18 protein-coding genes and 2 pseudogenes are annotated in these 20,249 nt (G+C 63.6%); 6 read left to right on the plus strand and 14 right to left on the minus strand.

Annotation, left to right across the window (positions count from 1 at the left end):
* Positions 1 to 472 precede the first annotated feature (472 nt).
* From OG225_RS26550 to OG225_RS26570, 5 genes are all read left to right on the plus strand, one after another.
* A complete protein-coding gene (locus OG225_RS26550) occupies positions 473 to 862 on the plus strand; it encodes a hypothetical protein (RefSeq protein ID WP_405177758.1) in 390 nt (129 codons plus the stop codon).
* A 4-nt stretch (positions 863 to 866) separates the two neighbouring features.
* Positions 867 to 1,469, plus strand: coding sequence for a hypothetical protein (locus OG225_RS26555; RefSeq protein ID WP_405177759.1), 603 nt, complete (start codon positions 867 to 869; stop codon positions 1,467 to 1,469).
* Entirely contained in the window at positions 1,469 to 6,988 is a 5,520-nt protein-coding gene (locus tag OG225_RS26560) for a putative T7SS-secreted protein (RefSeq protein WP_405177760.1), read from the plus strand. The genes OG225_RS26555 and OG225_RS26560 overlap by 1 nt, the downstream gene beginning before the upstream one ends.
* Entirely contained in the window at positions 6,988 to 7,395 is a 408-nt protein-coding gene (locus tag OG225_RS26565) for a hypothetical protein (protein ID WP_405177761.1), read from the plus strand. The genes OG225_RS26560 and OG225_RS26565 overlap by 1 nt, the downstream gene beginning before the upstream one ends.
* A 279-nt stretch (positions 7,396 to 7,674) precedes the next feature.
* On the plus strand, positions 7,675 to 8,028 hold the full coding sequence (locus OG225_RS26570; protein ID WP_405177762.1) for a transposase: 354 nt from the start codon (positions 7,675 to 7,677) through the stop codon (positions 8,026 to 8,028).
* On the opposite strand, the gene OG225_RS26575 is transcribed toward OG225_RS26570, so the two are convergent.
* A complete protein-coding gene (locus OG225_RS26575; protein WP_405177763.1) occupies positions 7,961 to 8,986 on the minus strand; it encodes an IS110 family transposase in 1,026 nt (341 codons plus the stop codon). The genes OG225_RS26570 and OG225_RS26575 overlap by 68 nt on opposite strands.
* Before the next feature lie 332 nt (positions 8,987 to 9,318).
* Here OG225_RS26575 and OG225_RS26580 point away from each other — a divergent pair.
* Positions 9,319 to 9,519, plus strand: a pseudogene (locus tag OG225_RS26580) (IS3 family transposase); the annotation flags it as partial.
* Positions 9,520 to 9,810: 291 nt separating this feature from the next.
* Here the strand turns inward: OG225_RS26580 and OG225_RS26585 are convergent.
* The 13 genes and pseudogenes from OG225_RS26585 to OG225_RS26645 form a co-directional block, all read right to left on the minus strand.
* Positions 9,811 to 10,773 (minus strand): annotated as a pseudogene (locus tag OG225_RS26585) (DegT/DnrJ/EryC1/StrS family aminotransferase); the annotation flags it as partial.
* Positions 10,770 to 11,804, minus strand: a complete 1,035-nt coding sequence (locus OG225_RS26590) for a radical SAM protein (RefSeq protein WP_405177764.1) — start codon at positions 11,802 to 11,804, stop codon at positions 10,770 to 10,772. The pseudogene OG225_RS26585 and the gene OG225_RS26590, both read right to left, overlap by 4 nt.
* Positions 11,801 to 12,466, minus strand: coding sequence for a hypothetical protein (locus tag OG225_RS26595; protein ID WP_405177765.1), 666 nt, complete (start codon positions 12,464 to 12,466; stop codon positions 11,801 to 11,803). The genes OG225_RS26590 and OG225_RS26595 overlap by 4 nt, the downstream gene beginning before the upstream one ends.
* Positions 12,463 to 13,287, minus strand: coding sequence for a bifunctional 2-polyprenyl-6-hydroxyphenol methylase/3-demethylubiquinol 3-O-methyltransferase UbiG (locus tag OG225_RS26600; protein WP_288048028.1), 825 nt, complete (start codon positions 13,285 to 13,287; stop codon positions 12,463 to 12,465). The genes OG225_RS26595 and OG225_RS26600 overlap by 4 nt, the downstream gene beginning before the upstream one ends.
* Positions 13,284 to 13,790 (minus strand): phosphoribosyltransferase, encoded by a 507-nt coding sequence (locus tag OG225_RS26605; RefSeq protein WP_405177766.1) that lies wholly within the window; start codon positions 13,788 to 13,790, stop codon positions 13,284 to 13,286. Before OG225_RS26605 ends, OG225_RS26600 begins: the two co-directional genes overlap by 4 nt.
* The gene (locus tag OG225_RS26610) at positions 13,787 to 14,425 is read right to left on the minus strand and encodes a 7-carboxy-7-deazaguanine synthase QueE (RefSeq protein ID WP_405177767.1); all 639 of its coding nucleotides are present in this window, start codon (positions 14,423 to 14,425) and stop codon (positions 13,787 to 13,789) included. The genes OG225_RS26605 and OG225_RS26610 overlap by 4 nt, the downstream gene beginning before the upstream one ends.
* A 75-nt stretch (positions 14,426 to 14,500) precedes the next feature.
* Positions 14,501 to 14,902, minus strand: a complete 402-nt coding sequence (locus OG225_RS26615; protein ID WP_405177768.1) for a 6-pyruvoyl trahydropterin synthase family protein — start codon at positions 14,900 to 14,902, stop codon at positions 14,501 to 14,503.
* Between the two features lie 176 nt (positions 14,903 to 15,078).
* Positions 15,079 to 15,666, minus strand: a complete 588-nt coding sequence (locus OG225_RS26620; protein WP_405177769.1) for an AAA family ATPase — start codon at positions 15,664 to 15,666, stop codon at positions 15,079 to 15,081.
* Between the two features lie 209 nt (positions 15,667 to 15,875).
* Positions 15,876 to 16,655: a hypothetical protein gene (locus tag OG225_RS26625; protein WP_405177770.1), complete on the minus strand. Its 780-nt coding sequence runs from the start codon at positions 16,653 to 16,655 to the stop codon at positions 15,876 to 15,878.
* A gap of 151 nt (positions 16,656 to 16,806) precedes the next feature.
* Complete coding sequence (locus tag OG225_RS26630; protein ID WP_405177771.1) at positions 16,807 to 17,166, minus strand: hypothetical protein; 360 nt, start codon at positions 17,164 to 17,166, stop codon at positions 16,807 to 16,809.
* 94 nt (positions 17,167 to 17,260) lie between these two features.
* Positions 17,261 to 18,094 carry an SAM-dependent methyltransferase gene (locus OG225_RS26635; protein WP_405177772.1) on the minus strand — a complete coding sequence of 278 codons (834 nt, stop codon included), beginning with the start codon at positions 18,092 to 18,094 and terminating at the stop codon, positions 17,261 to 17,263.
* Positions 18,095 to 18,403: 309 nt separating this feature from the next.
* Positions 18,404 to 19,231: an SAM-dependent methyltransferase gene (locus OG225_RS26640; protein WP_405177773.1), complete on the minus strand. Its 828-nt coding sequence runs from the start codon at positions 19,229 to 19,231 to the stop codon at positions 18,404 to 18,406.
* 94 nt (positions 19,232 to 19,325) lie between these two features.
* A complete protein-coding gene (locus OG225_RS26645; protein ID WP_405177774.1) occupies positions 19,326 to 20,189 on the minus strand; it encodes a nucleoside hydrolase in 864 nt (287 codons plus the stop codon).
* Positions 20,190 to 20,249: the final 60 nt, after the last annotated feature.

Below are 20,249 nucleotides of genomic sequence, written 5' to 3' on the forward strand. Positions count from 1 at the left end.
AACCTTCGATGGATGTGAAGTGCTGTAGCCCAGCAGTATCGTCCCGGAACGCCGCGAGTGCAGTGATTCACACCGCCGATTTCGGCATCAATGCTCGATCAGCATTACTCTAGTTGAGCGAGGACAGCCATCGGCCGGATTCCGAGGGTTCAATGGGCATCAAGTCACCACCGCGAGCGACGTGACAGCAACGGTGATGATCACGGTCAAGACCTACCCGAATCCCAGCGACACCTTGCTTGAGATTGCGCACACCCACTCTTGCGACCCCCCGTAGTCGGTGCGTAGGGCACGGAAGACGTCGCTGGGTTGCTGTCAGTCGAGTCTGTCGCAGCGCTCGTATCCGCTGACCAGTCGGTGCGGATGGCTTGGCGGAGAGTCTTGAGAGGGACGGCGCCGACACAGCTGGCACACTCGGCTTTTGGGTATCGTAGGCACCCGAGTCGATTCCTGGGGGAGGGTGACAGCAGAAATGCCGGAAATCGAGGTCCATTCTGGGCGGTTGCGGTCAGAGATCGCAGCGTTCTATTCCGGGTTCGGCACGCCAAGTGAGTTGTTCGCAGCATTCGAGTCGTCGACGTTGCTAGTGCCGCTGACCGGCTCCGAAGATCGGGTGTTCACCCTGGAGTCCGGTGGCATCGCCTGGCTGTGCGCGTTCACCGGCATCCCTGAGTACGCGCAGTTCATGACCGTACGCGGCGTCGTGGCCGACCAGGATTACCGGTTCCATACCTTCCTGGGGCGCCGCCTACGGGAGTTCGCGGCGGACCAGCCTGAACCGACAGGCGTGGCAGTGGACATGCTCAGCACCTGGCCGATGACGTTCCCACCTGACGTGTCCGGCAACCAGGGCCAGGAGTGAGCTGATGTCGGACATGAAGGTCGACCCGGAGCTGTTGACCCAAGCCGCCAACGGCATCAGCGCGATTATCGGTGATCTCTCCGATCTCGGTGTCGGGGAAACCGGCGCGGTCGGCCGCGGTTTCTCCCAGTTGACGATGTCGGCGATAGAAGCGGGAAAGGCGAACGTGCAGTCGACGTTCGAGACTTTCACTGAGCGCTGGTCGTGGGGCGTGCGGGCGTTGGTGCAGTCGGGCAATGAGATTGCCGAGATCCTGGACTTGTCGGCAGGCCGCTACTACCTGATGGACGAGCAGTTCTCGAACACGTTCAAACAGATGTTCACCCACCTGGCTGGCAACCCGCATTTGAGTAAGGCCGATATCGAGAAGATGGACTGGGGTGAGGTGCTGTCGAACAACGCATGGAATCTGGCCGCGCAGCCTGACTACAGCACATCTTCGTTTGCCGACGCTTTTTCTCACATGGGTGACAACGTCTCTACATTAGGCCAGGTCGGTGAGTATCTGGTCGCCAACCCGGACAAGGCGTATTCGCTCGACACTGGGGTCGCGGCCAAGGTCGCTGAGATCCAGCAGACACCGAAAACTGGTGGGGGAAACACGTAGTGGGTATCGGAGATTTCCTCAACAGCGTCGGTGACAAGATCGAACACGGTCTCGAGACTGCAACCGAAAAAGTTGGGCAGGCATATAACACCGTCCTCGATACCGAATCGCGAGTCGCTAAAGCTGTTGGCGCAGACGGATTGTCGAACTTCCTCGACGACCTCGGTGACAAGATCGCCGATGCGACCGGCGGCGCGGTGCCGGAGAAGGAACTCGGCGAAACCACCGATCCGAAAGAGTTGATCCGCGGCGACGTCGCCAAGATCAACGAGGTGACCGAACACCTCGGTACCATCGGCACCGCCATCAACCAAACAGGTGATGCGCTGCGCAAGATCGATATCGCGGACTGGTCGGGCGCGGCCGCCTCGGCATTCCACGACGAGTATTCCAAGCAGCCGAAACTGTGGTGGGACGGCGCCGACGCGATGAGCAGAGCCAAGATTGCGCTGGACGCCTGGTCCCACGAGGTCTCCGCCGCCCAGATCAAAGCCTCCGATGCGATCGCGACGTGGGAAGCCGCCGACCGCGAAGAACGCGACCGCAAGAACGAATGGAACGCCCAGACCGACGAACAACACGACGGTAGAACACTCACCGACACCTGGACGACACTGCGTGATCAGGCGAAAGCGATCCTGGGCGGTGCCCGCACCCAGCGCGATGCCGCCGCCGACACCGCTGCAGCCGCGATCATCGCGGCCACCGAGATCGCCCCGACCGAACCGCCGTTCCTGTCCCGGTGGGGCAGCAACTTCGAAGACCTATCCGCGGCAATGGAACAGGCGAAGTTGAACTTCACCTCCGGGCTCCTGACCTCGCTGACCGGGATCGTGCAGTTCGTCCGATCGATCAACCCGGTCGACACCTATAACATCACCCATCCCGCCGAGTACCTGTCAACGATGTCGGACCTGGGCACCGGCATGATCCTGGCCGCCGCCGACCCTAAAGCGACCGCATCGGCGATGCTGTCCGGCTTCAGAACAAACCCGTCCGAAGCGCTCGGTGCACTCACCGGAGACATCTTGACGACCGTCGCGACTGGCGGCGCCGGCGGCGCGACCAAGTTCGGCGCCAGCGCGGTCGACAAGGCATCGGACGCGGCGAGACTCGGTAACGCGGGCCGCAACCTCGTCGACGACGCAGCCGGTGCCGCCAACCGCCACCCGCTCGAATCGCCGGGCACCACGCCAGTCGCCCACACCCCTGACAAGCCGGTCGCACCCAACACGAATCCCGTGAACACCACCCCGGACGCGGCCTCGACCAAACCGGCAGGCACCACTCCCGATGCACCTGCCACAAATCCTGTCGGTCAAGCAGGCGACGCCCCCGGAACAAGTTCCCTAGGAACCGACCCTGAAATACCGAAGTCGAACCAGATCGAGGATAGCGCCCCGAATCCGGCGAACAAGGGGCCGGACCCCGACGTGCCGTCACCAGAGAGCCCACGAACCCCGGACACGGAGCCGTCAGCCCCGCACGATGGTTCACCCGACAACGGTCCGGCCACCACCCCGAACGGTATCGATGACAACCCATCCGGCAAGCCCACTCCCGCTGAAGCAGAACCGAATCCGGCCACGGCATCACCCGATGGTCGGCCCCCACAAGCCACCCCGGACACACCCGACCACCCGGCGATCCACCCTGACAGTGACAATTCTCCGAGTGCCACCGATCCCGGTGGCCACGGGACGCATCACGACGACGGCACAACCAACGCCGGTGATCCCGACAGCGGTACTCAAACCGGTGCACACGATGGTGATGCCGGAAGCTCTCCCGACCAACCCGACAACGCCCATGAACGCCTCGCCAGTAATGACAACGGTGGCAACGGCGAACCGAGCGTAGGCGATACGGGGCAGCACAATCCGCCCGAAACCGATTCCACCCGCGACCAAACGACCGAAGGCGGCGACCCGGTCAATGTCGCGACCGGTGAATTTCTACTCCCACTCACCGATGTCGACCTACCAGGCATCCTCCGCTTGGTGTTGAAGCGGGCCCACCATTCAAACTATCGGTTCGGCCGCTGGTTCGGCACATCTTGGTCAGCCACACTCGACATGCGAGTCGTCGTGGAAGCCGACTGTGCGACTGTCGTTTTCGAAGACGGGATGCTGCTTCCCTATCCTCATGCCGAGGTTGGCGTCGGCGTGGAGCCAATAACGGGTGGTCAACGATGGAAACTGACCCGCACCGACGTCGGCGGATATCGATTGTGGGACCCGGAGCGGGAATTGGTGTGGCACTTCGCACCGGAACCTGTCCTTGAGGGCTTGGACACACAACTCGGAAATTTCGCGATTTCCGCCATCACCGACCGACACCACAACCGGATCAGGTTCCACTACAACAGCGACGGCGAACCGATCGAAGTCACGCATTCCGGTGGCTACCGTGTCATCCTGGACTCGGCCGAAGGTCGCGTCACCGCGATATCGATCGTGGGCGACGTCGACGGAATCGACATCGCTACCCGGGTACGCGAATTCGGTTATGAAAACGGCGAACTGACGACGGTTGTCAACGACGTCGGCGGTACTACCCGATTCGCTTACGACGAGCAGCACCGGATGCTCTCGTGGACCGATTCCAATGGCAGTTGGGTCGCCAACACCTTCGACGAATCCGGTCGCGTCATCGCCCAACGCGGGCTCGGCGGTGTGATGGACGCCGACTTCGAGTATCTCGAGTTCGGCAATGGCGGCGGCAGACTTACTCGACTCACCGACTCCCGTGGTGGAGCCACCGGCTACGGCTTCGACTCCGACCTACGACTACGCGACATCGTCAACCCTGACGGCGGGCGCCGCCATATCGACTACAACCGACACCGCAAACCACTGTCGGTCACCGAACCCGACGGTGCACGCACCCACTACGAGTACACCTCCGATGGTGACGTCGCGAAGATCACCCGCCCGGACGGCACCGACATCACCATCGAATACGCCCACGTCAACCGCCCGACCATGATTACCAACCCCGACGGCACCACCACGCACCGAGAGTGGGACAAAACCGGCAACCTCGTCGCGGTCACCGACGCCGCCGACGCCCGCACCCAATTCAGCCACAACAGCACCGGTGCGATCACCGAGGTCCGCGACCCCGATGGTGCGGTCACTCGAATCGAGACCGACCCCGCGGGACTACCCGTCGCGATCACCGACCCCTACGGGTCGACAACCACCATCAGGCGTGACCCGTTCGGTCGCCCAAGCCAGGTCACCGATCAACTCGGTAACACCACCCACTACGAGTGGACGGCGCAGGGCAAACCGGCGCGGCGTGTGGACCCCGACGGGTACGTCGAAACCTGGACCTACGACGGAGAGTACAACCTCCTCTCCCACACTGACCGCAACGGCGGCGTCACCCGCTACACCTATGGCGGCTACGACAAAGTAACCGTCCGCACCGATCCTGACGGCTCGACCACCCGCTACCTCTACAACACCGAATTGCACCTGACCACAGTCATAAATCCGCTCGGACAACGCTGGATCTACGACTATGACACCACAGGCCGCTTGGTCGCGGGGACCGACTACACCGGCGCGACCACCACGTACACATACACAGCGACCGGCCGCGTCGCATCCGTAACACCCGCGACAGGCACCACACGGCACCACCGCTACGACATCCTAGGCAACCTTACTTCGATTACCGCCGACTCCGGCGAGTACCTTGCGTATACCCACGACCCCGCCGGACGGGTTCTCACCGCCATCAACGGCATCGACGAAACCCGCATCCATACCTTGCAGTTCACCTACACCCCCACAGGCCAAGTCGCCACCCAACAACTCGACGACCAGCCTCCGATGGTCAACGAATACGACCATCGCAGCCGCCGGATCCGCCGCACCACTCCCACCGGCGCGGTCACCACCTGGCGTCACAACACCATCGGACAAATCACCGCCCTCACCGCCGACGGCACCGACATCATGTTCAATCACGACCGCGCAGGTCGCCTCACTGGATGGCGCATCGGCGAAGTCGACGTCGAACGCACCTTCACCCCCGTCGGCGGCATTGCTTCCCAAGAAGTCACAGGATTCCCCGCCACAACCTCTTCTCTCGACTTCGGCGACGCGCCCACCGCCCGTCCCGACGCGTTCCTCATCCGCCGCGACGACTACACCTACCGCCCTGACGGCTACCTCACCCACCACACCGCCACCAGAAGCGACGCACCCTCCACTCGCGCCACATACACTCTGGACCCCATCGGCCGCGTCAACGCCATCACCCGCGACAACACCCTCACCGAAGCCTACGAATACGACGCACTCTCGAACATCACTGCCAGCCTCCCGACCGCAACCGAGGATCCACAACCCGGCCCGTCCTCACCTCACCGCCACCTGAACGGTCGCGAATACCACAACAACCTCCTCGTACGAGACGGCCGCAACCACTACTATTACGACCCCGCAGGCCGCCTCATCCGCAAAGTCACCACCCGAATCTCCCGTAAGCCCGCAGTCTGGCATTACCGCTACAACGCATTCGACCAACTCACGGACGTCTACACACCTGAGAAGGAGTGGTGGAAATATACGTATAGCCCGTATGGACAAAGAGTCACCAAGAGTCGCTTAGATCAAACAGATGGCCAGATCCTTGACAGGAAAGATTTCAACTACGACGCAGCTCAATTAGTTGAGCAGATTGAAGTCGACAAATCAATCCGATGGCATTACATCCCCGGTAGATACACTCCACTGACGCAAGTCATCGACACCCCGACCGCAGCGTCTAAATCGGCTCTAATTACAGACATATCCGGCCTTCCGACAACAATTATCGACCTCGCTACAGCTAGACAACAAGCTACCTCGACTCATGCTCTCTGGGGCATCACGACCTGGACCGGCAACGCATCCACTCCACTCCGGTTCCCGGGCCAGTACGCCGATCCCGAAACGGGGTTGCACCACAACTATTTCCGCGTGTACGACCCAGAAAGTGGCCTCTATCTCGCCGCAGACCCACTCGGGCTCGCTCCCGCAGATAACCCTCGCACTTTCCCGCATAACCCCGTAACGTGGTCAGATCCGCTCGGCCTGGCGCCTGACTACAACCAGCCGAATCGAAATGCACCAAATTTCGCTGTCGATTCAAGTGGCGAGGCGTCGGATCTACGGCCAGGACACAGGCCGGACGGCGAACAGGTATTCAGCGGACATGGCGGAATACCTATCGGCGACACCTCCCTGACCACGGTTCCACCTGGCACTTCGGTCAATATGTACGGTCCGCATGGCGACCCGATCAGTGACGCCTTGGGCAACAATATAGAGCTCCACGGTACTGCAACGCCCGTTGAAACATTCGGGCCAGGTTCGCAGATTCCAGATTATATTCTCAGCCCTCCCCATGGACTTAATATTCTTGGCACACCCCTGACTGTTAATCAATCAACGAGACTGTCCGAACTACTCAGAGCTAATCAGGGTACTGTTCATTGGGCAGCATGTAGGAGCTTATACTGATGACATACTTCAAAGACGGCACGACATACTCATATCTTCAGGAGTTCGCCGATGGTGCGATAAACATTGGATGGCTAGATGCTGCCGAGCCTTACGCTCGATGCGAATCTTTGCCACAAGATTTCATTGACACACTGATCCAAATGTGCCGAAAATCAGTGAACAAGACTCGCGGATGGCATGTATGCAACCTGTGTCCCCCGTCTACGGATATCGTACCTGCGCCAACGGTACAGAAGTCTCCAGAAGGGGACTTTCCGTTAGGCTTTGGCGAAATCCGAGTGTCAAGCAATACCGGCACGCGCTATGCGGCTCCAGATATGATTGCCCACTACGTTGTTGCGCACAACTACTCTCCACCTCAGGAATTTGTTGATGCAGCCCTAAATCGCGATAACGCCGAGTGAGAAGATTCCAGCCAAAATCATCTTCGCCAACGGATCGAGTCAGAGGCGATCACCTGACAACAGGCCAACATCTTCTATTATAAGAGATCACGCGATGGAGGCGTCCTGCAACACGTGGCACCACCCGCCTATAACTGATAATCGGTTTCGATCACCAACCGCCCACCCGAAAACCGCAGGTCGTTCCCGTTCCCATTGGGCCGTCCCCAATAGATGAGACCGATCGGTATTAGAGTCCTTGTTTGGCCTGGTGAGGGCTGAGAAGGGACACTGAGGGACATGGCAGGACGCAAGCGGCATTCCGCGGAGGACATCGTGCGGAAGCTGCGCCGTGCCGACGAGCTGACCGCTGCCGGTAAGACCGGCGAAGAGGTAGCCGCCGAGATCGGGGTGTCGACGGCGACGTTGTACAACTGGCGTCGCCAGTACGGTGGCGTGGATACCGAGGCGGCGAAGGAGCTCAAGGAGTTGCGGGAGCAGAACGCCCGGTTGAAGCGGTTGCTGGCGGATGCGGAGTTGGAGAAGGACGCGCTGCGGGAGATCGCGCGGGACGCTCCTATAGATGTCAAGCCGCGATTTTCTGGTAGTCGGCGCGTAAGGCGCGGAACACTTCTCGTGCGAGATAGCGTTTGAGGCAGCGAAGAATCTCGGGTGTGGTCTTTCCGTCGCGCTTTCGGCGTGCGGCGTAGACCTTGGTGTTGTCGTGGTAGCGCAGGCGGACGATGACGGCGGTGTGTAGCGCTTGGTTGGCCTGGCGGTCGCCGCCGCGGTGGATCGGCGCGACGCCGCAGAGACGGGCGAAGGCGGCCTCGGAGGTGAGCCGGTCTGGGTTGTCGCCGATCGAGATGACCAGTGCCGCAGCGGTGTCCGGGCCGAGCGCGAACACGGCCATGGTGTGCGGGGCGACCTGTTCGAGGAGCTTGGCGAGCTGCTTTTTGAGTTGATCGGCATGAATCTTGGAGTCGGTGATGCGCTGGGCGAGTGAGCGCAGTGCGAGTTTGGTCGCTTCGATCGGGTCGGACAGAGTTGCGAGGTCGGGATCGAATGCGGCGCAGGTGGCGATCAGCCGGGCGCGCGAGAGCGAGCGTAGCTGGCTGCGTAGTTCTTCTGAGCTGGTGCTGATCAGGGCGCGTAGCGCGTTGATCGCGATGGACTGGGCTTTGACGGCGTTATTTCGGGCGACACGCAGGGTGCGGACGGCTTCGATCGCGCCGTCACGGTTCTTGCGGGCGGTGATCTCGGATCCGTCGAGTAGTCGGCGTGCGGCGGCGTAGGCGTCGATCGCATCGGATTTGCCCTGAGCGCGGCGTAGTCGCCGGTTCGGGCGGGGTACCTCGGCGACGTCGTAGTCGTGTCGGCGCAGGTGTCGAGCAAGCTCGACCCCGTAGGATCCGGTGCCTTCTATTCCGACTTGTGCGACGTTTCCGATGCTACGGATCCATTCCTCGATTCCGGCATAACCTGTTGCAGTCGTGTCGAATTCGCGGTCATCGAGCTTCTTGCCGTGTTCGTTGACGATGGCGACGTGATGGGTGTCGGCGTGGGTGTCGACTCCGACGAAGATCGTCGGCCGGGTGGTGGTGGTTGCCACTGGTTCGTCCTTCCTGACTGTTCGGCGATCCGGTTTCCCGAAGCCACGCGCAGGGGTTGGACAGGCCAGTCAAGAGACGGCGATCTCGGCGCGACATGCTCCTATCAGGTCACAACCCCCGTGCAGGGCATCGAGGCTCTGCTCGATCGGCGTTCCGCCACCGGCGCCGATGGATCGACAGGTCCCAAAAAGGACACGACTGGAGTCGGTCAGGAAAATTCAGAGTCAGGTCCGTCGGTCCAGGGGCGGAACGCCTACATGATCATGACTGGAAAATTCTGAGCCCAGCAGCCAAGCGCCGCGCCGTGAACATGCTTCGTGAGATGAAGAGAATGTCGGAACGGTTCGCGTGCAAGGTTGTTGGGCTGAATCGGTCGACGTATCGGCGGTTGCCGGTCAAGGACACCCCGACCGATCCGGACGCCGGTGTGCGGGCCTGGCTGCGCTCGTATGCGGTCAGGAATCAGGGACACGGGTTCCGCCGCGCGTGGGCGGCTCTGCGGTTCGATGAGGGCGCGGGGGTCAATATCAAGAAGGTCCACCGGCTCTGGCGCGAGGAGGGCCTGCAGGTCCGGCAACACCATCCCCGCAAACGAGCCGGGGTGTCCTCGGTTCCGCCGGTCGAGGCCGACGCGCCGAAGGTGGTGTGGGCGTTGGACTTCCAGTTCGACTCCACTACCGACGGTCGGGCGGTGAAGATCGCGTCGATGATCGATGAACACACCCGCGAATCGTTGCTTCACGTGGTGGAACGGTCGATCACCGCCGAGCGGCTGGTCTCGGAGTTGGCGGGTGTGGTCGTCGGCGCGGGTGAGCGCTATGGCGAGGATGGAGTCCAGTACGGTGGCCGCTGTTGTGCAGCGCGGGGCGGTTTCGTCGGCGAACATCGGGCGTTGATCCAGTGGGATCAGTTTGAAGGTGCCGGTCGAGTTCGGCACCGGGATATCCAACGCGGCCAGGTGTTCGGCGAAGGCCCGCGGCCGGTCCAGATGTAGCCGGAACACCGGCGCGTAGTGGTTCCAGCGCTGTCGTCGCGGGACCAGCGCCTCCAACTGCTTCACCTCGGCCAGTAGCCGGATCATCAGCAGAGTCTGCTCGGTGCGCCAGCTGATCTGTTCGTCCAGCCCTGCCAGTTCGGCGCGGCCGAGCGCGGCCAGTGGCTCGGCGAGCCGGAAATTGTGGGCGATCCGCGAGGCCGGCGCACTCCGCGGTGGTGCGGTGAGCCAGTGGGATCGGTAGGCGCGGGCCGTGGCGGCGAGCTCGCTGTCGTCGGTGGCCAGGAAGCCGCCTTCGCCGGTGGACAGCAGTTTGAGCTGGTGGGTGCTGTAGCAGCCCACCGTGGCGTCCAACCCGGCGTGAGTGCGACCGATCATCGTTCCCAGCGCTTGGCAGGCATCGACGACCACCGGGATACCGTGCTGGGCGGCGAGGTGGCGCACCGCGTCGCTGCTGGGTGCGCGCCCCCACAGGTAGACCGGCACGATCGCGGTGGCGCCATCGAGGTGCGCGGTGAGGTCATCGAGGTCGAAATCGGTTCCGTCGTCGTTGCAGTCGACGAAGACCGGTTGCGCGCCCAGCGCCACCACCGGGGCCACCGTCATCACGACCGTCAGCGCTGGAACGATCACCCGGTCACCGGGACGCACCCCTGCCGCGTACAAGCCGGTCTGCAATGCCGTCGTGCCGGAGGAGACCGCCACGACGTCGGTGACGCCGAGGTAGCTCGCCAGTTCGTCTTCGTAGGCGTCCACTTCGCCGGTCAACGGCGGCGCAGCGGCGCGTATCACCGATCCCCCAGGACACGGTCGAACTCCATCAGCGGGTTCATGTTCACACAATCGCCGCTGAACAGCGGGCAGTCCCGCGCGGACGTGGTCGGCATGAACAACTCGGCCGCGGTGTGGCCGATGATGCTCCGTTGGGTGCCAGCGGCGGCCTGTGCGGCGATCATGTGCCCTGACGGGCAATCCCACACCGATCCATCGGGCTCGATGAATGCCAGCTGGTGTCCGCCGTAGCAGCCGGGTTTGTCCTGCAATCGGTGCCGCACTGTCGAGACCACCTGCGCCGGATAAAGCTCCCCTGGCAGGCTCATGCCGAGATCGGCGGCGGCAATCGCGCCGAAGACCTCCTCGAGCAGCGGTATGTCGCGCTCACGCAGCACCAGTTCGGCGAACAGTTCGTGGCCGGGGTCGAGCGCGACCGGCTGCGCGACGAAATAGTCCACACCCAGCTCGGCGGCGAACCGCGCGGTGTCGGGCATCCCGGCCAGGGTGTTGCGTGTCAGCACGCTGTAGATGCCGACCTTCATCGCCCGGTCACCGCGGTCATCGAGCAGCGCGGAGATCCCAGCGACAACCCGAGCCCAGCTGTCGGTTTGACCGCCCCGTGTGGGGCGTTGACGGTCGTTGATCACTGGATCGGCCGAGTCCAGAGAGACCGAGACCGCGTGCACGCCGTTGTCGTACAACATTTTCCGGATCGCCGGGCGGGTCAGAGGGCGGCCGTTGGTGCACACCACGACCTGTACTCCCGCGGCGGTCAACACCGCGATGATCTGGCCGACCGGTGGCCAGTTCAGGGGTTCACCGCCAGCAAGGAATACTCGCTCGATCCCTGATTCGCCGATATCGGAGAGGAAGTCCATCAGCACCGGCAGTCCCAGATCACCATGGGGCAGGTGGGTGAGTTTGCCCGGCTGTGTCGGTGGTTCGAGGCGATCCTGTTCCAGCACACCGAAATAGCAGTGCGGGCAACCCAGGTCACATGGGCTACGCAGCGCCCACAGCACGGTGGTCGTCTTGCCCGCCGAGATCATCGCGGCCCCCCGGCGGCCTCGATGATCTCGCCGAACATCTGCTCCACCACGGCGGCCTCGTCGCGTCCGGCGCGGTCGATGACGCGAAAACGGCGCGAATCACGGTGCGCACGGTCGCGATACATTCGGTCCGCGCATTCGATGAGTGCTCGTTCTTCGGTCGTGACCGGGCTCCCGCGACGGCGGGCGTATCGCGCGACGCAGGCGTCGATATCGTCGACGAGCAGCAACACCCGATCAGGTGGAGGCCGCCATATCGCCGCGGTCGCGGTGATGAGGTCGGCGAGCTGATCGCGCAGCGCGGCTATCGCGTCTGTCCCGCCCCAGATCGCGGCTTGATAGATCGCCACGGTGTCCACACCGCGGTCTTCGAGCACCACCGCGGGCGGATCGGGCAGGGCATGGATCTGTTCGTACTCGCGGACCTTCAATCCCAGCAGCGCCAGGGTTTCGGTGCGCGGATGGCCGGTGCGCAGAAACGTGTCCCCGCCCGAGAGGGCGGCGATCACCTTGCTCGGCACCGCGTCACGGGTGTCGGTCAGCTCGGCGACCATCGCATACTCGCCCGCCGGGAACCGCTGGGCCACCTTCCCCAGCAGATGGGTCTTGCCGACGCCGTTGATCCCCTCCACGCTGCACCACAGCGGTGCGCGCGCGGTCACGATCGATCCTTGCGCACGCAGACATACAGGTTCTCGGTCGATGATTCCCCCAGGACCGTGGCGATGACCGGGCCCAGCAGTTGATCGGGCACGCGATCGGACAGCTGCTGATACAGCTCGGCGGCACCGCCGCCGAATCGGTCGCTCAGCGCCTGCTCTATCACGTGCGTCGGTGGCGGCAGGATCCCGATCTCGTCCATGACAGCCAGCCCCACCTCATCGAGGGCTGCCAGCAGTTGTTCGCGGGGCCATTCGTGGACGTGGACGCGGTATTGGAGTGGTGCGCCTTCGGGGGTGATCGGCGTCGACAACAGCAACCGACCGTCGGGGCTCAGCGCGTTGGCCGCCTGGCCCAGGCTCGCCAGTCCCGCCGGATACGGCAGATGTTCCAGCGCCGAGGTGTAGACCACGACGTCGATATCGGCGCCCACGCCCCAAGGCTGGGAGACGTCGGTGGTCAGGAACTTGATCGGGAACTGCGGCCCGTAGTGGGCATCGAGTTGCTGTTGGCGCAGGACCGCGCCGCGCAGGTTCGCCGGGCTGATATCCAGTCCCAGATAGCTGCCCAGATCCGGGCGGTAGCGGTAGAGCACCGGCAGTTGCAGGCCACCACCGCAGCAGGCGTCGACCACCTTGTCTCCGGGGTGGCAATGCCCGGCAATGATCAGCCGCTGCATCAGGTTCATGATGCCGCTCGCCTTGACCTGGCCCACTCCCAGGGCCGCGTAGAAGTCATCCATCTGATTGATGCTGTAGTCGCCGATCATCGGCGTGCCCGGCCGCGTACGGCGCGGATCATCGTGGCGTTCTGCCGCAGTCATCGAACCTCCCAGGGGAAACGAACCCATCCAGCGCATGTGGCGCCGATGTAGTGACAATGCTGTTGAGGCTCACCGGCATTCGCCTTCGCCCAGTTGACAGTGTTGACCACAACCACCGCGCGGCGCACCCGCGCCACCGTGTCCGGGAGCAGCGAGCAGGCCACAGCCAGACTCGCGCCGGAACCGGCGACGTCATCGACGACCAGCACATCAGCACCCGGGGTGAAGACACCCAGCGACGCCGGGTCGAGCACCCGCGGCTCCGGGTACTTTTCGGCGTCGGTGCCCTCGTCCCGGGTGTGTTCGATGCCGATCGCGCGCACGTCTCGTACACCGAGCTGATGCGCCAACGCCACCGCGGGCACCATCCCCCCGCGCAGCACGCCCACCACCACGCTGGGCCGCCCGTCGGCGGTGATACGTGCAGCCATCGCGCGCAGACACGAACCGAATCCGGCCCAGGTCAGATCCAGAGCCAGAGCCTCGCCGTTCGACACGCTCATCGGGCTCCCGCCAGCACATGCAATCGACCCGAGACGTTCCAGCCGCGTGCCACGGCCTTGTCGTGGATCGCGGCCAAGCCCGCCACCACAGCCTCAACGGTCTCGCCTTCGGGCATCACCCAGATCGGGGACAGACCATGAGTGGTCTGCAACTCGGTGATCTCGGCGAAATCGGCATCGACGTCGGCGACGACAAATTTGAACACCGCACGTCCTGTCGCGGTCAGTGCCGCCAGCGCGTCCGGCACGATCCGTGTCGCGTGCGGCATACCGGAATTGGCGAGTTTCGGCGAAACCACCCACATCTGTACGCGCTCAGCGAGTTCCGGGATCGGCGCTATCGTCCCGTTGGTCTCCACCTGCACCCGCGCGTTCAACCCCTGCGTGATCGCGGCCATCGCCGGTTGTTGCAGCATCGGTTCCCCGCCGGTGATCACCAGCAGATCCACGCCCACGCCGGTCACCCATTCCGCGATCTGGGCTGTCGATATCCGCTGCGACACCTCGGCCGGGCGGTATCGCGACCAATCCCAGGTCTGCTTGGTATCGCAGAAGCCGCAACGCAGATTGCATCGCGACAGCCGCACGAACGCACACCGCTGCCCGGCATAGGGGCCTTCTCCCTGGGTCGACACGAACCTCTCCGCGACCAGGACGGTGTCACGCCGCCGATCCCCCACCGCGTCCCTATCCGATCCTGTTGCCATCAGTCACGACCTCTCCCAGCACGCCGCCGAATGCGATGTCTCGCTCACAGTCATCGACACCAAACGCGCGCCACCCAAATTCGGTTCGACTTCGGCGATGAACCAGCAACCCAGATGATGGGCCAGCAATTCACTGGTCGGCGCGAAGTCGACCACGTCGTTGAGATGACGATGATCGAACCGTGTGCGCAAATACTCATCCAGCGGGGCCAGGTTCGCGAAGTCGGTCACGAAACCGTGCTCATCGAGCGTCGCCCCGCCCACAGCCACGGTGACCGTGTAGTTGTGTCCATGCAGCCGCGAGCATTTGTGCTCCACCGGCAGCGACGACAGTTGATGGCTGGCGCAGAAGTTGAATGACCTCGATATCCGGAAGTTCCCATGCTCGGTCGAGACCTGCGTCATCGTGTCGTCCCCCGATCAAATCGTCCGACGATCGTTTTCAAATCCAGTGTTATTCAACGTCATACAGCATGTCAACGTGTAATTTGTTGCTACACAACTATTTTCGTGCACGACGCATCCGATTTTGGCGGTGCATCACAGCGAATGCACCGCTATCGAATGCTCGATGAAGTCAGCTATCGGACTCGGCTCCGCCGCCTCTCTCTCGAAGAGCACGATCTCTGTTCCGCCTTGTCCTGCTCGACCCAACTGCCGATCGCGTCGGCGATCGAAAGTGCGGTTCGGCGAGGGCTCGCGGCGGAGGTATCCACGACCAAGTCAGCCTCGCGCGCCATCCAGGTGCGGGCCTCGAGGAAGATCGACAGATGCTCCAGACGCCACCCGGCAGCACGATGCAACACCTCGTCATCGCAGATTCGTTGCCGCAGGATCTCGGGCCGTACATCCAAGAGCACTTGGCGCAGCGTGTGCCCGTGTGCACGGGTTCCGGTCACCAGCTCTCGCCAGTACTGCTGGTCCAGCACGGTTTGCGTGATCACCAGGTGCTGGCCGGTCTCGCGGGCGATCTCGTCCGCAACGATCGGAGTCAGCCGTCGCCATGACCGCAGTTGCTGGAAATCAGCGAATCCGAAGTCCTGGAACTGCGATCGAACCAGGAACCCGACCATCTCCGGGTCGAATATCCGCCACAGCGGGTTGTCCGCCACTATCTGCTGGGCGACGGTCGTCTTACCGGCGCCGAACGGTCCATTGAGCCACACCATCACAGGAGAACGCTCCTATCCCGAGCAGGCCATCTCGAACCCGCAAGTCACTGCTGTCGGATTTCATTCGCCGGTATCGACACTGTCTCTGGGCACCTCCCCCCTCGTTGTGTCGAGCAACGGGTATCAGCCACCACACCGCCCACCCTCGCTGGCGGTTCTGTTGAGAGTGGCGCGGTGTTCTCGGTCCGCTGGCAGGAAAGATATGTTCATCGGCCGTATCCGGGCACTCGACCGATGGCGGTATTGGTGACGACGTCCGCACTGCCCGGGTGAGTTCTCGTCGCACGAAAGACGGTGCGGACCTGCCCGTTCCAACCGCACGGCAGGGCGCAAGTCGGATAGATCGAGGTCTCCATGCCGCCCTCGCGCCGCCGAACGGTGCGTGTTGCTGTCGCCGTGTAGCCACAGTTCGGGCACTTCTCGAAAAAGTCCAACACCTCGCTGACGGCATACTCCGGCCGCAACACTGCCGCCTCGGTAACACCCGCGGCCGAGGCAGGCACCGCCGAACCGTTCTCTCCAGATGGCGCTGCGCGCCGGTGTTCCGAGGCGCCGCCGACTGCCGCACTCCCCTCCGTTTCTCCCGTCGCTCCCGGCGCGGTTGTGCCGGGGGTCGTGGCCAGCCAGTAATCGACCAAGGTGAGGCCCTTGTCGGTCAGGGTGTAGACCGTCGCCGATCGGCCAGAGCTCGGGTTGGGCACTATTTCGGAGCTGACGAGGGCTCGTCTTTCGAGACCGCCCAAGGTGAGGATTGTCGTGGCGATCAATCCATTCGCGGTCAAACTCGCCGCAGAGCGCGGGCTTTCGGCGGAGGCCAGCACCAGCAGCATGCGCAGCTGTGATTGGCTGTATCGGTCCCCACGGAACCGGCGGTGGGCATGGATGGCATCCGCGACCACGATTGCCTGTTCGGCGGGGTCTGCCGCAAGTCGACAGTCATCGGTGTAAGTGCCGCTGAATTCATCGGCACCGGCTGTGGCGGTCATCCGGTCGCTCCGAATGTTCGCTCGACCACATTGCCCGAAGCACACCACGTCATAGCACTATTCGATCTCACACTGTGGTCCGTTGAGCCGTGGCCGGTGCGGGCCCTGGTCGGTACCACCGGCGCGATGGTTTGTGTAGGGTTCGCGCTGCTCATGCCGTCTCGCCCCCGCTGGAGCGTCGGGGAGTTGACAGTGTTCCGCCGTTGTCGACGTGAGCTTGCAGGTCCTGGCCTGCTGCGGCATACACGAACTTCACGTGACTCCGAACGATCGTCCGGCTCTGCTCGTGGGTCCATCCAGCCCGGACCAGGATGTCGATCGCCGCCGCGAGTTCGGTCTCCCGACGTGGCTGGTCATCGCGGTTATCGGCGTCGATCGCGCGAACGAAGGTCAGGGTGTACTCGGAGCCGAACTGAGAGTCGAGCGTATCGACGAACTCCGCCGACTTAGGCAGAGCGATACCTTCGGCGCTGTGCAACGTCGGCTTTGTCGGGGGTGGCTGAGTGCTCATGCGATCTCCGGGATTGCGGTTCCTGATGAGTGGCGGCGTCGTGGCGGGCGGTGGTTTTTCCGCGTGCGCCTAGAGAATCGAGGGTGCGCGAGCATCACCGCCTCCCCACCGCAGCCAAACAGAACTCGCTGGATACCGAATTCCAGCCGAAGCCCGCCCGGCCCGCTGAGGGTCGCTCTACATTCGGACGCCAGCGGTGCACGGGGACCAATCCGGGCCCTATCAGGTCGAAGCCGAACACGAGCGCGGCGATCTCCTCGGCTGAGCGAGGCCAGAACTCGATCTCGCCGTGGTGGTAGATATCGCGCGCGAGGTGGACCATCTCGGTGTCCACGTCGTCGGTGATGTGGCTCATAACCACATACGACCCGGGCGGAAGGATTGCGGTGACCGCGTCGATCACCGCACGGGGGTCGGCGATGAACTCGGCGACGAACCCGAGGCAAATCGCCACCGGCTCGGTGAGGTCCACCGTCGCGCTGATCTCTCGCACGATCGTGTCGGTATCGGTCAGATCCGCGTGCACGAACTCGGTGCAAGAGCCCGCGAGTAGGGCGCGCCCGTGCGCGGCCACGACCGCATCGCTGTCCACGTACACGGTGCGTGCGCCCGGAAGCACCCTGCCCGCGATCTCGTGCAGATTCGGTGCGCACGGATATCCGGCACCGAGCTCGACGAACTGGGCGATCCCGAATTCGGCCGCCAGATCGTGCACCGCGCGCAGCAAAAACATTCGGGCCGCTCGCGCGCCCAGCTGGAAAGCGGGAGCCTTCTCGACCAGGAGTGCGCCGAGACGCTGATCCACCTCATAGGAATCCTTACCGGCGCCGAGCAGGTAATCGTGCACCCGCCCGCAGTGAGGGCGAAAGGGATCATGCGCGGTGAGCGCTTCGGCTCTTGCCCTGGCCGACATCGCATGTCGGCTCATCTGGTCTCACCTTCCACACCGGGACCGCGAAAGCGCGGTGACCCCCGCCTCTGATCGCGGCTGTTGACCAGTGCGCATCTGTATCGGGGCGAGCGCGCCGCGACCCGGGCCACGTCGGTGTGTGGCGGTGACGGTGATGACACCGATCTCATCCCGGTTCCGTGCCCTCCTGGGGTGTCCAGTTTCGTACAACGCGGGCCGGATTTGTTGTCGTGCAGAGGCATCCGATGGTTGCTCACGACGTCACCAACTCGTCGGTTCGCATCCGGACCGGCCGCCGCTGCGATGACCCGGTAGGGGGTGCGGGGGTCATTGCGTACCTCCCCATGCGCCGAGCGCGGCCAAGGATGATCGTTCACTCGCCTCCCCCGATTTCGTGGTGGGGGCGGGTTTCCAGTCCTGGGCCACCGTCAGACCGGGTTCGAGTAATTCGACTCCTGCCAGCAGCGCCGCCACCTCGGCGGTGGTGCGGGGCCGCATCGTCAGGTGGTACTCGGTGTAGACAGTGGCCACGTTCACGACGGTGTCCGCCTCAGTGTCGGCGTCGGTGCACACGTGAGTCGCCGCCAGGTACCCGCTCGGGAACGCGGCGACCAACTCCGCGATCACCGTGGTGGGGTCCTTCAGCCGCTCGAGAACCAGTGACCCGAACACGAGCGCGACCGGCCGGCTCGGGTCGATACCGCCGGGCCGGAGGCGTGTGTGCTCGATCGCGGCCAGGATCGAGTACGGGTCATCGAGATCAGCTCGTAGATAACGGTTTTCGGTGTCGAGTAGCGCGAGACCGTAGGCAGAAACGATCATCCCGTCATCGAGGTAGAGGACACTCGCGGCCGAGATGATCGAACGGGCGACGCTGCCGACGTTGCGTTCTCGCGGATACCCGCACCCGATGACCACGAACTGGCAGACCCCACGGTCGGCCAGCGCGGCCACCGCCCGCAACTGAAACACATGCCCTGCGCGGACACTGGCACCGAATCCCGGCGCACAAACATTGATGGGGGCGATCATCTCCTGGTCGATGCTGTAGTTGTCCTTGCCTACCCACCGGAACGGGTCGTCCGGGCCGTATTCACGGTCGAGGTCCAGCGGAAGCAGAGCGTCGAGGACGCGAGCATGTGCCGGTCTCAGCAACTCGTCCCCGGTTGTCGCCTCGCGTTCACGGGGATCGTCGCGTGTCGCGCTGCGATATTCGATACATCCGCACGTCGGGCATTGGTTCACCAGCTCACCACCGCACCTGCTCGAGCAGCCAGGCCACGAAACCGGCGTAGTCGGCATCGGCCGAAGCCCGTATGAGACGGCCGTAGGGATCGCGGCACAGGCGTGCGTCGTCACCGATGTGGACCCGAGTCTCGGCGAATGTGACGAACTCATAGCCCAGGGCGGCCGAGAGGGTCAGGGGGTCGTGGAGCCAGAACCCGTCATACCCGCGCGCGATCCACCGGTGGAAATGCGCCGACAGCAGCCGCGCCCACTCCGGTGCGCTGTCGGAGTCCAGCGCGTGGATCAGCGTCCAGTCGGTGGTGACGCGGATCTCGGCGTGGTTGGTGTGGTCGGCCAACACCAGCCTCGGCGCGGGCAGTATCCGCAGTGCCCACCCCGTGGCGAGGGTGTCTGTCCGCAGGTTGTGTTCCCCGCGTTCGGGATCGCGGTAGTGATCGAGCCATCCGCCCATCTGGGTGACGGTGATCTGCTCGGCGATCTCGGGTGCCGCGCGCAGCAGGGTGGCGAGGTTGGTCATCGGCCCACAGCCCACCCACTGGACCGGACCCTCGGCATTCACGATCCGCTGATTCAGGGCGTCGGCCAGCTCGTGGCGGCGGTCCTCGCGTTCCTGCACGCTCGGCAACACATAGGCGGGCACGCTCTGGCCGGGATCGGGCAGGAACAGACGCCGCTCGCCCAGGTCGATCCCTTCGATGACCTCGACATCGCTGCGGCCCACCAGACCCAGTACCCGCCGCGCCAGCTGAGCGCGCAGACCGCCGACCTCGTCAGCGGTGACCACCAGCAGCTCCGGCACCAGCCGTGCGGCGATCACCAGGGCAACGAAGTCGTCGGGGTCACCGCCGAGGTCGGTATCGAGCACCACCAGCCCCACGGGTGCGGACTCACAGTACGAAGCACCCCGGTCGGCAGCCCGAGCAGC

This window comes from Nocardia sp. NBC_01377, assembly GCF_045040005.1.
GTDB lineage: Bacteria > Actinomycetota > Actinomycetes > Mycobacteriales > Mycobacteriaceae > Nocardia > Nocardia noduli.

What these genes read in the sequence shown, in the direction of transcription:
- OG225_RS26555 (WP_405177759.1), top strand. Translation starts at nt 867, where the DNA reads ATGTCGGACATGAAGGTCGACCCGGAGCTGTTGACCCAAGCCGCCAAC.
- OG225_RS26605 (WP_405177766.1), bottom strand. Translation starts at nt 13,790, where the DNA reads ATGAGCGTGTCGAACGGCGAGGCTCTGGCTCTGGATCTGACCTGGGCC.
- OG225_RS26625 (WP_405177770.1), bottom strand. Translation starts at nt 16,655, where the DNA reads ATGACCGCCACAGCCGGTGCCGATGAATTCAGCGGCACTTACACCGAT.
- OG225_RS26600 (WP_288048028.1), bottom strand. Translation starts at nt 13,287, where the DNA reads ATGACTGCGGCAGAACGCCACGATGATCCGCGCCGTACGCGGCCGGGC.
- OG225_RS26550 (WP_405177758.1), top strand. Translation starts at nt 473, where the DNA reads ATGCCGGAAATCGAGGTCCATTCTGGGCGGTTGCGGTCAGAGATCGCA.
- OG225_RS26615 (WP_405177768.1), bottom strand. Translation starts at nt 14,902, where the DNA reads ATGACGCAGGTCTCGACCGAGCATGGGAACTTCCGGATATCGAGGTCA.
- OG225_RS26590 (WP_405177764.1), bottom strand. Translation starts at nt 11,804, where the DNA reads ATGATCTCGGCGGGCAAGACGACCACCGTGCTGTGGGCGCTGCGTAGC.
- OG225_RS26630 (WP_405177771.1), bottom strand. Translation starts at nt 17,166, where the DNA reads ATGAGCACTCAGCCACCCCCGACAAAGCCGACGTTGCACAGCGCCGAA.
- OG225_RS26620 (WP_405177769.1), bottom strand. Translation starts at nt 15,666, where the DNA reads ATGGTGTGGCTCAATGGACCGTTCGGCGCCGGTAAGACGACCGTCGCC.
- OG225_RS26565 (WP_405177761.1), top strand. Translation starts at nt 6,988, where the DNA reads ATGACATACTTCAAAGACGGCACGACATACTCATATCTTCAGGAGTTC.
- OG225_RS26570 (WP_405177762.1), top strand. Translation starts at nt 7,675, where the DNA reads ATGGCAGGACGCAAGCGGCATTCCGCGGAGGACATCGTGCGGAAGCTG.
- OG225_RS26635 (WP_405177772.1), bottom strand. Translation starts at nt 18,094, where the DNA reads ATGAGCCGACATGCGATGTCGGCCAGGGCAAGAGCCGAAGCGCTCACC.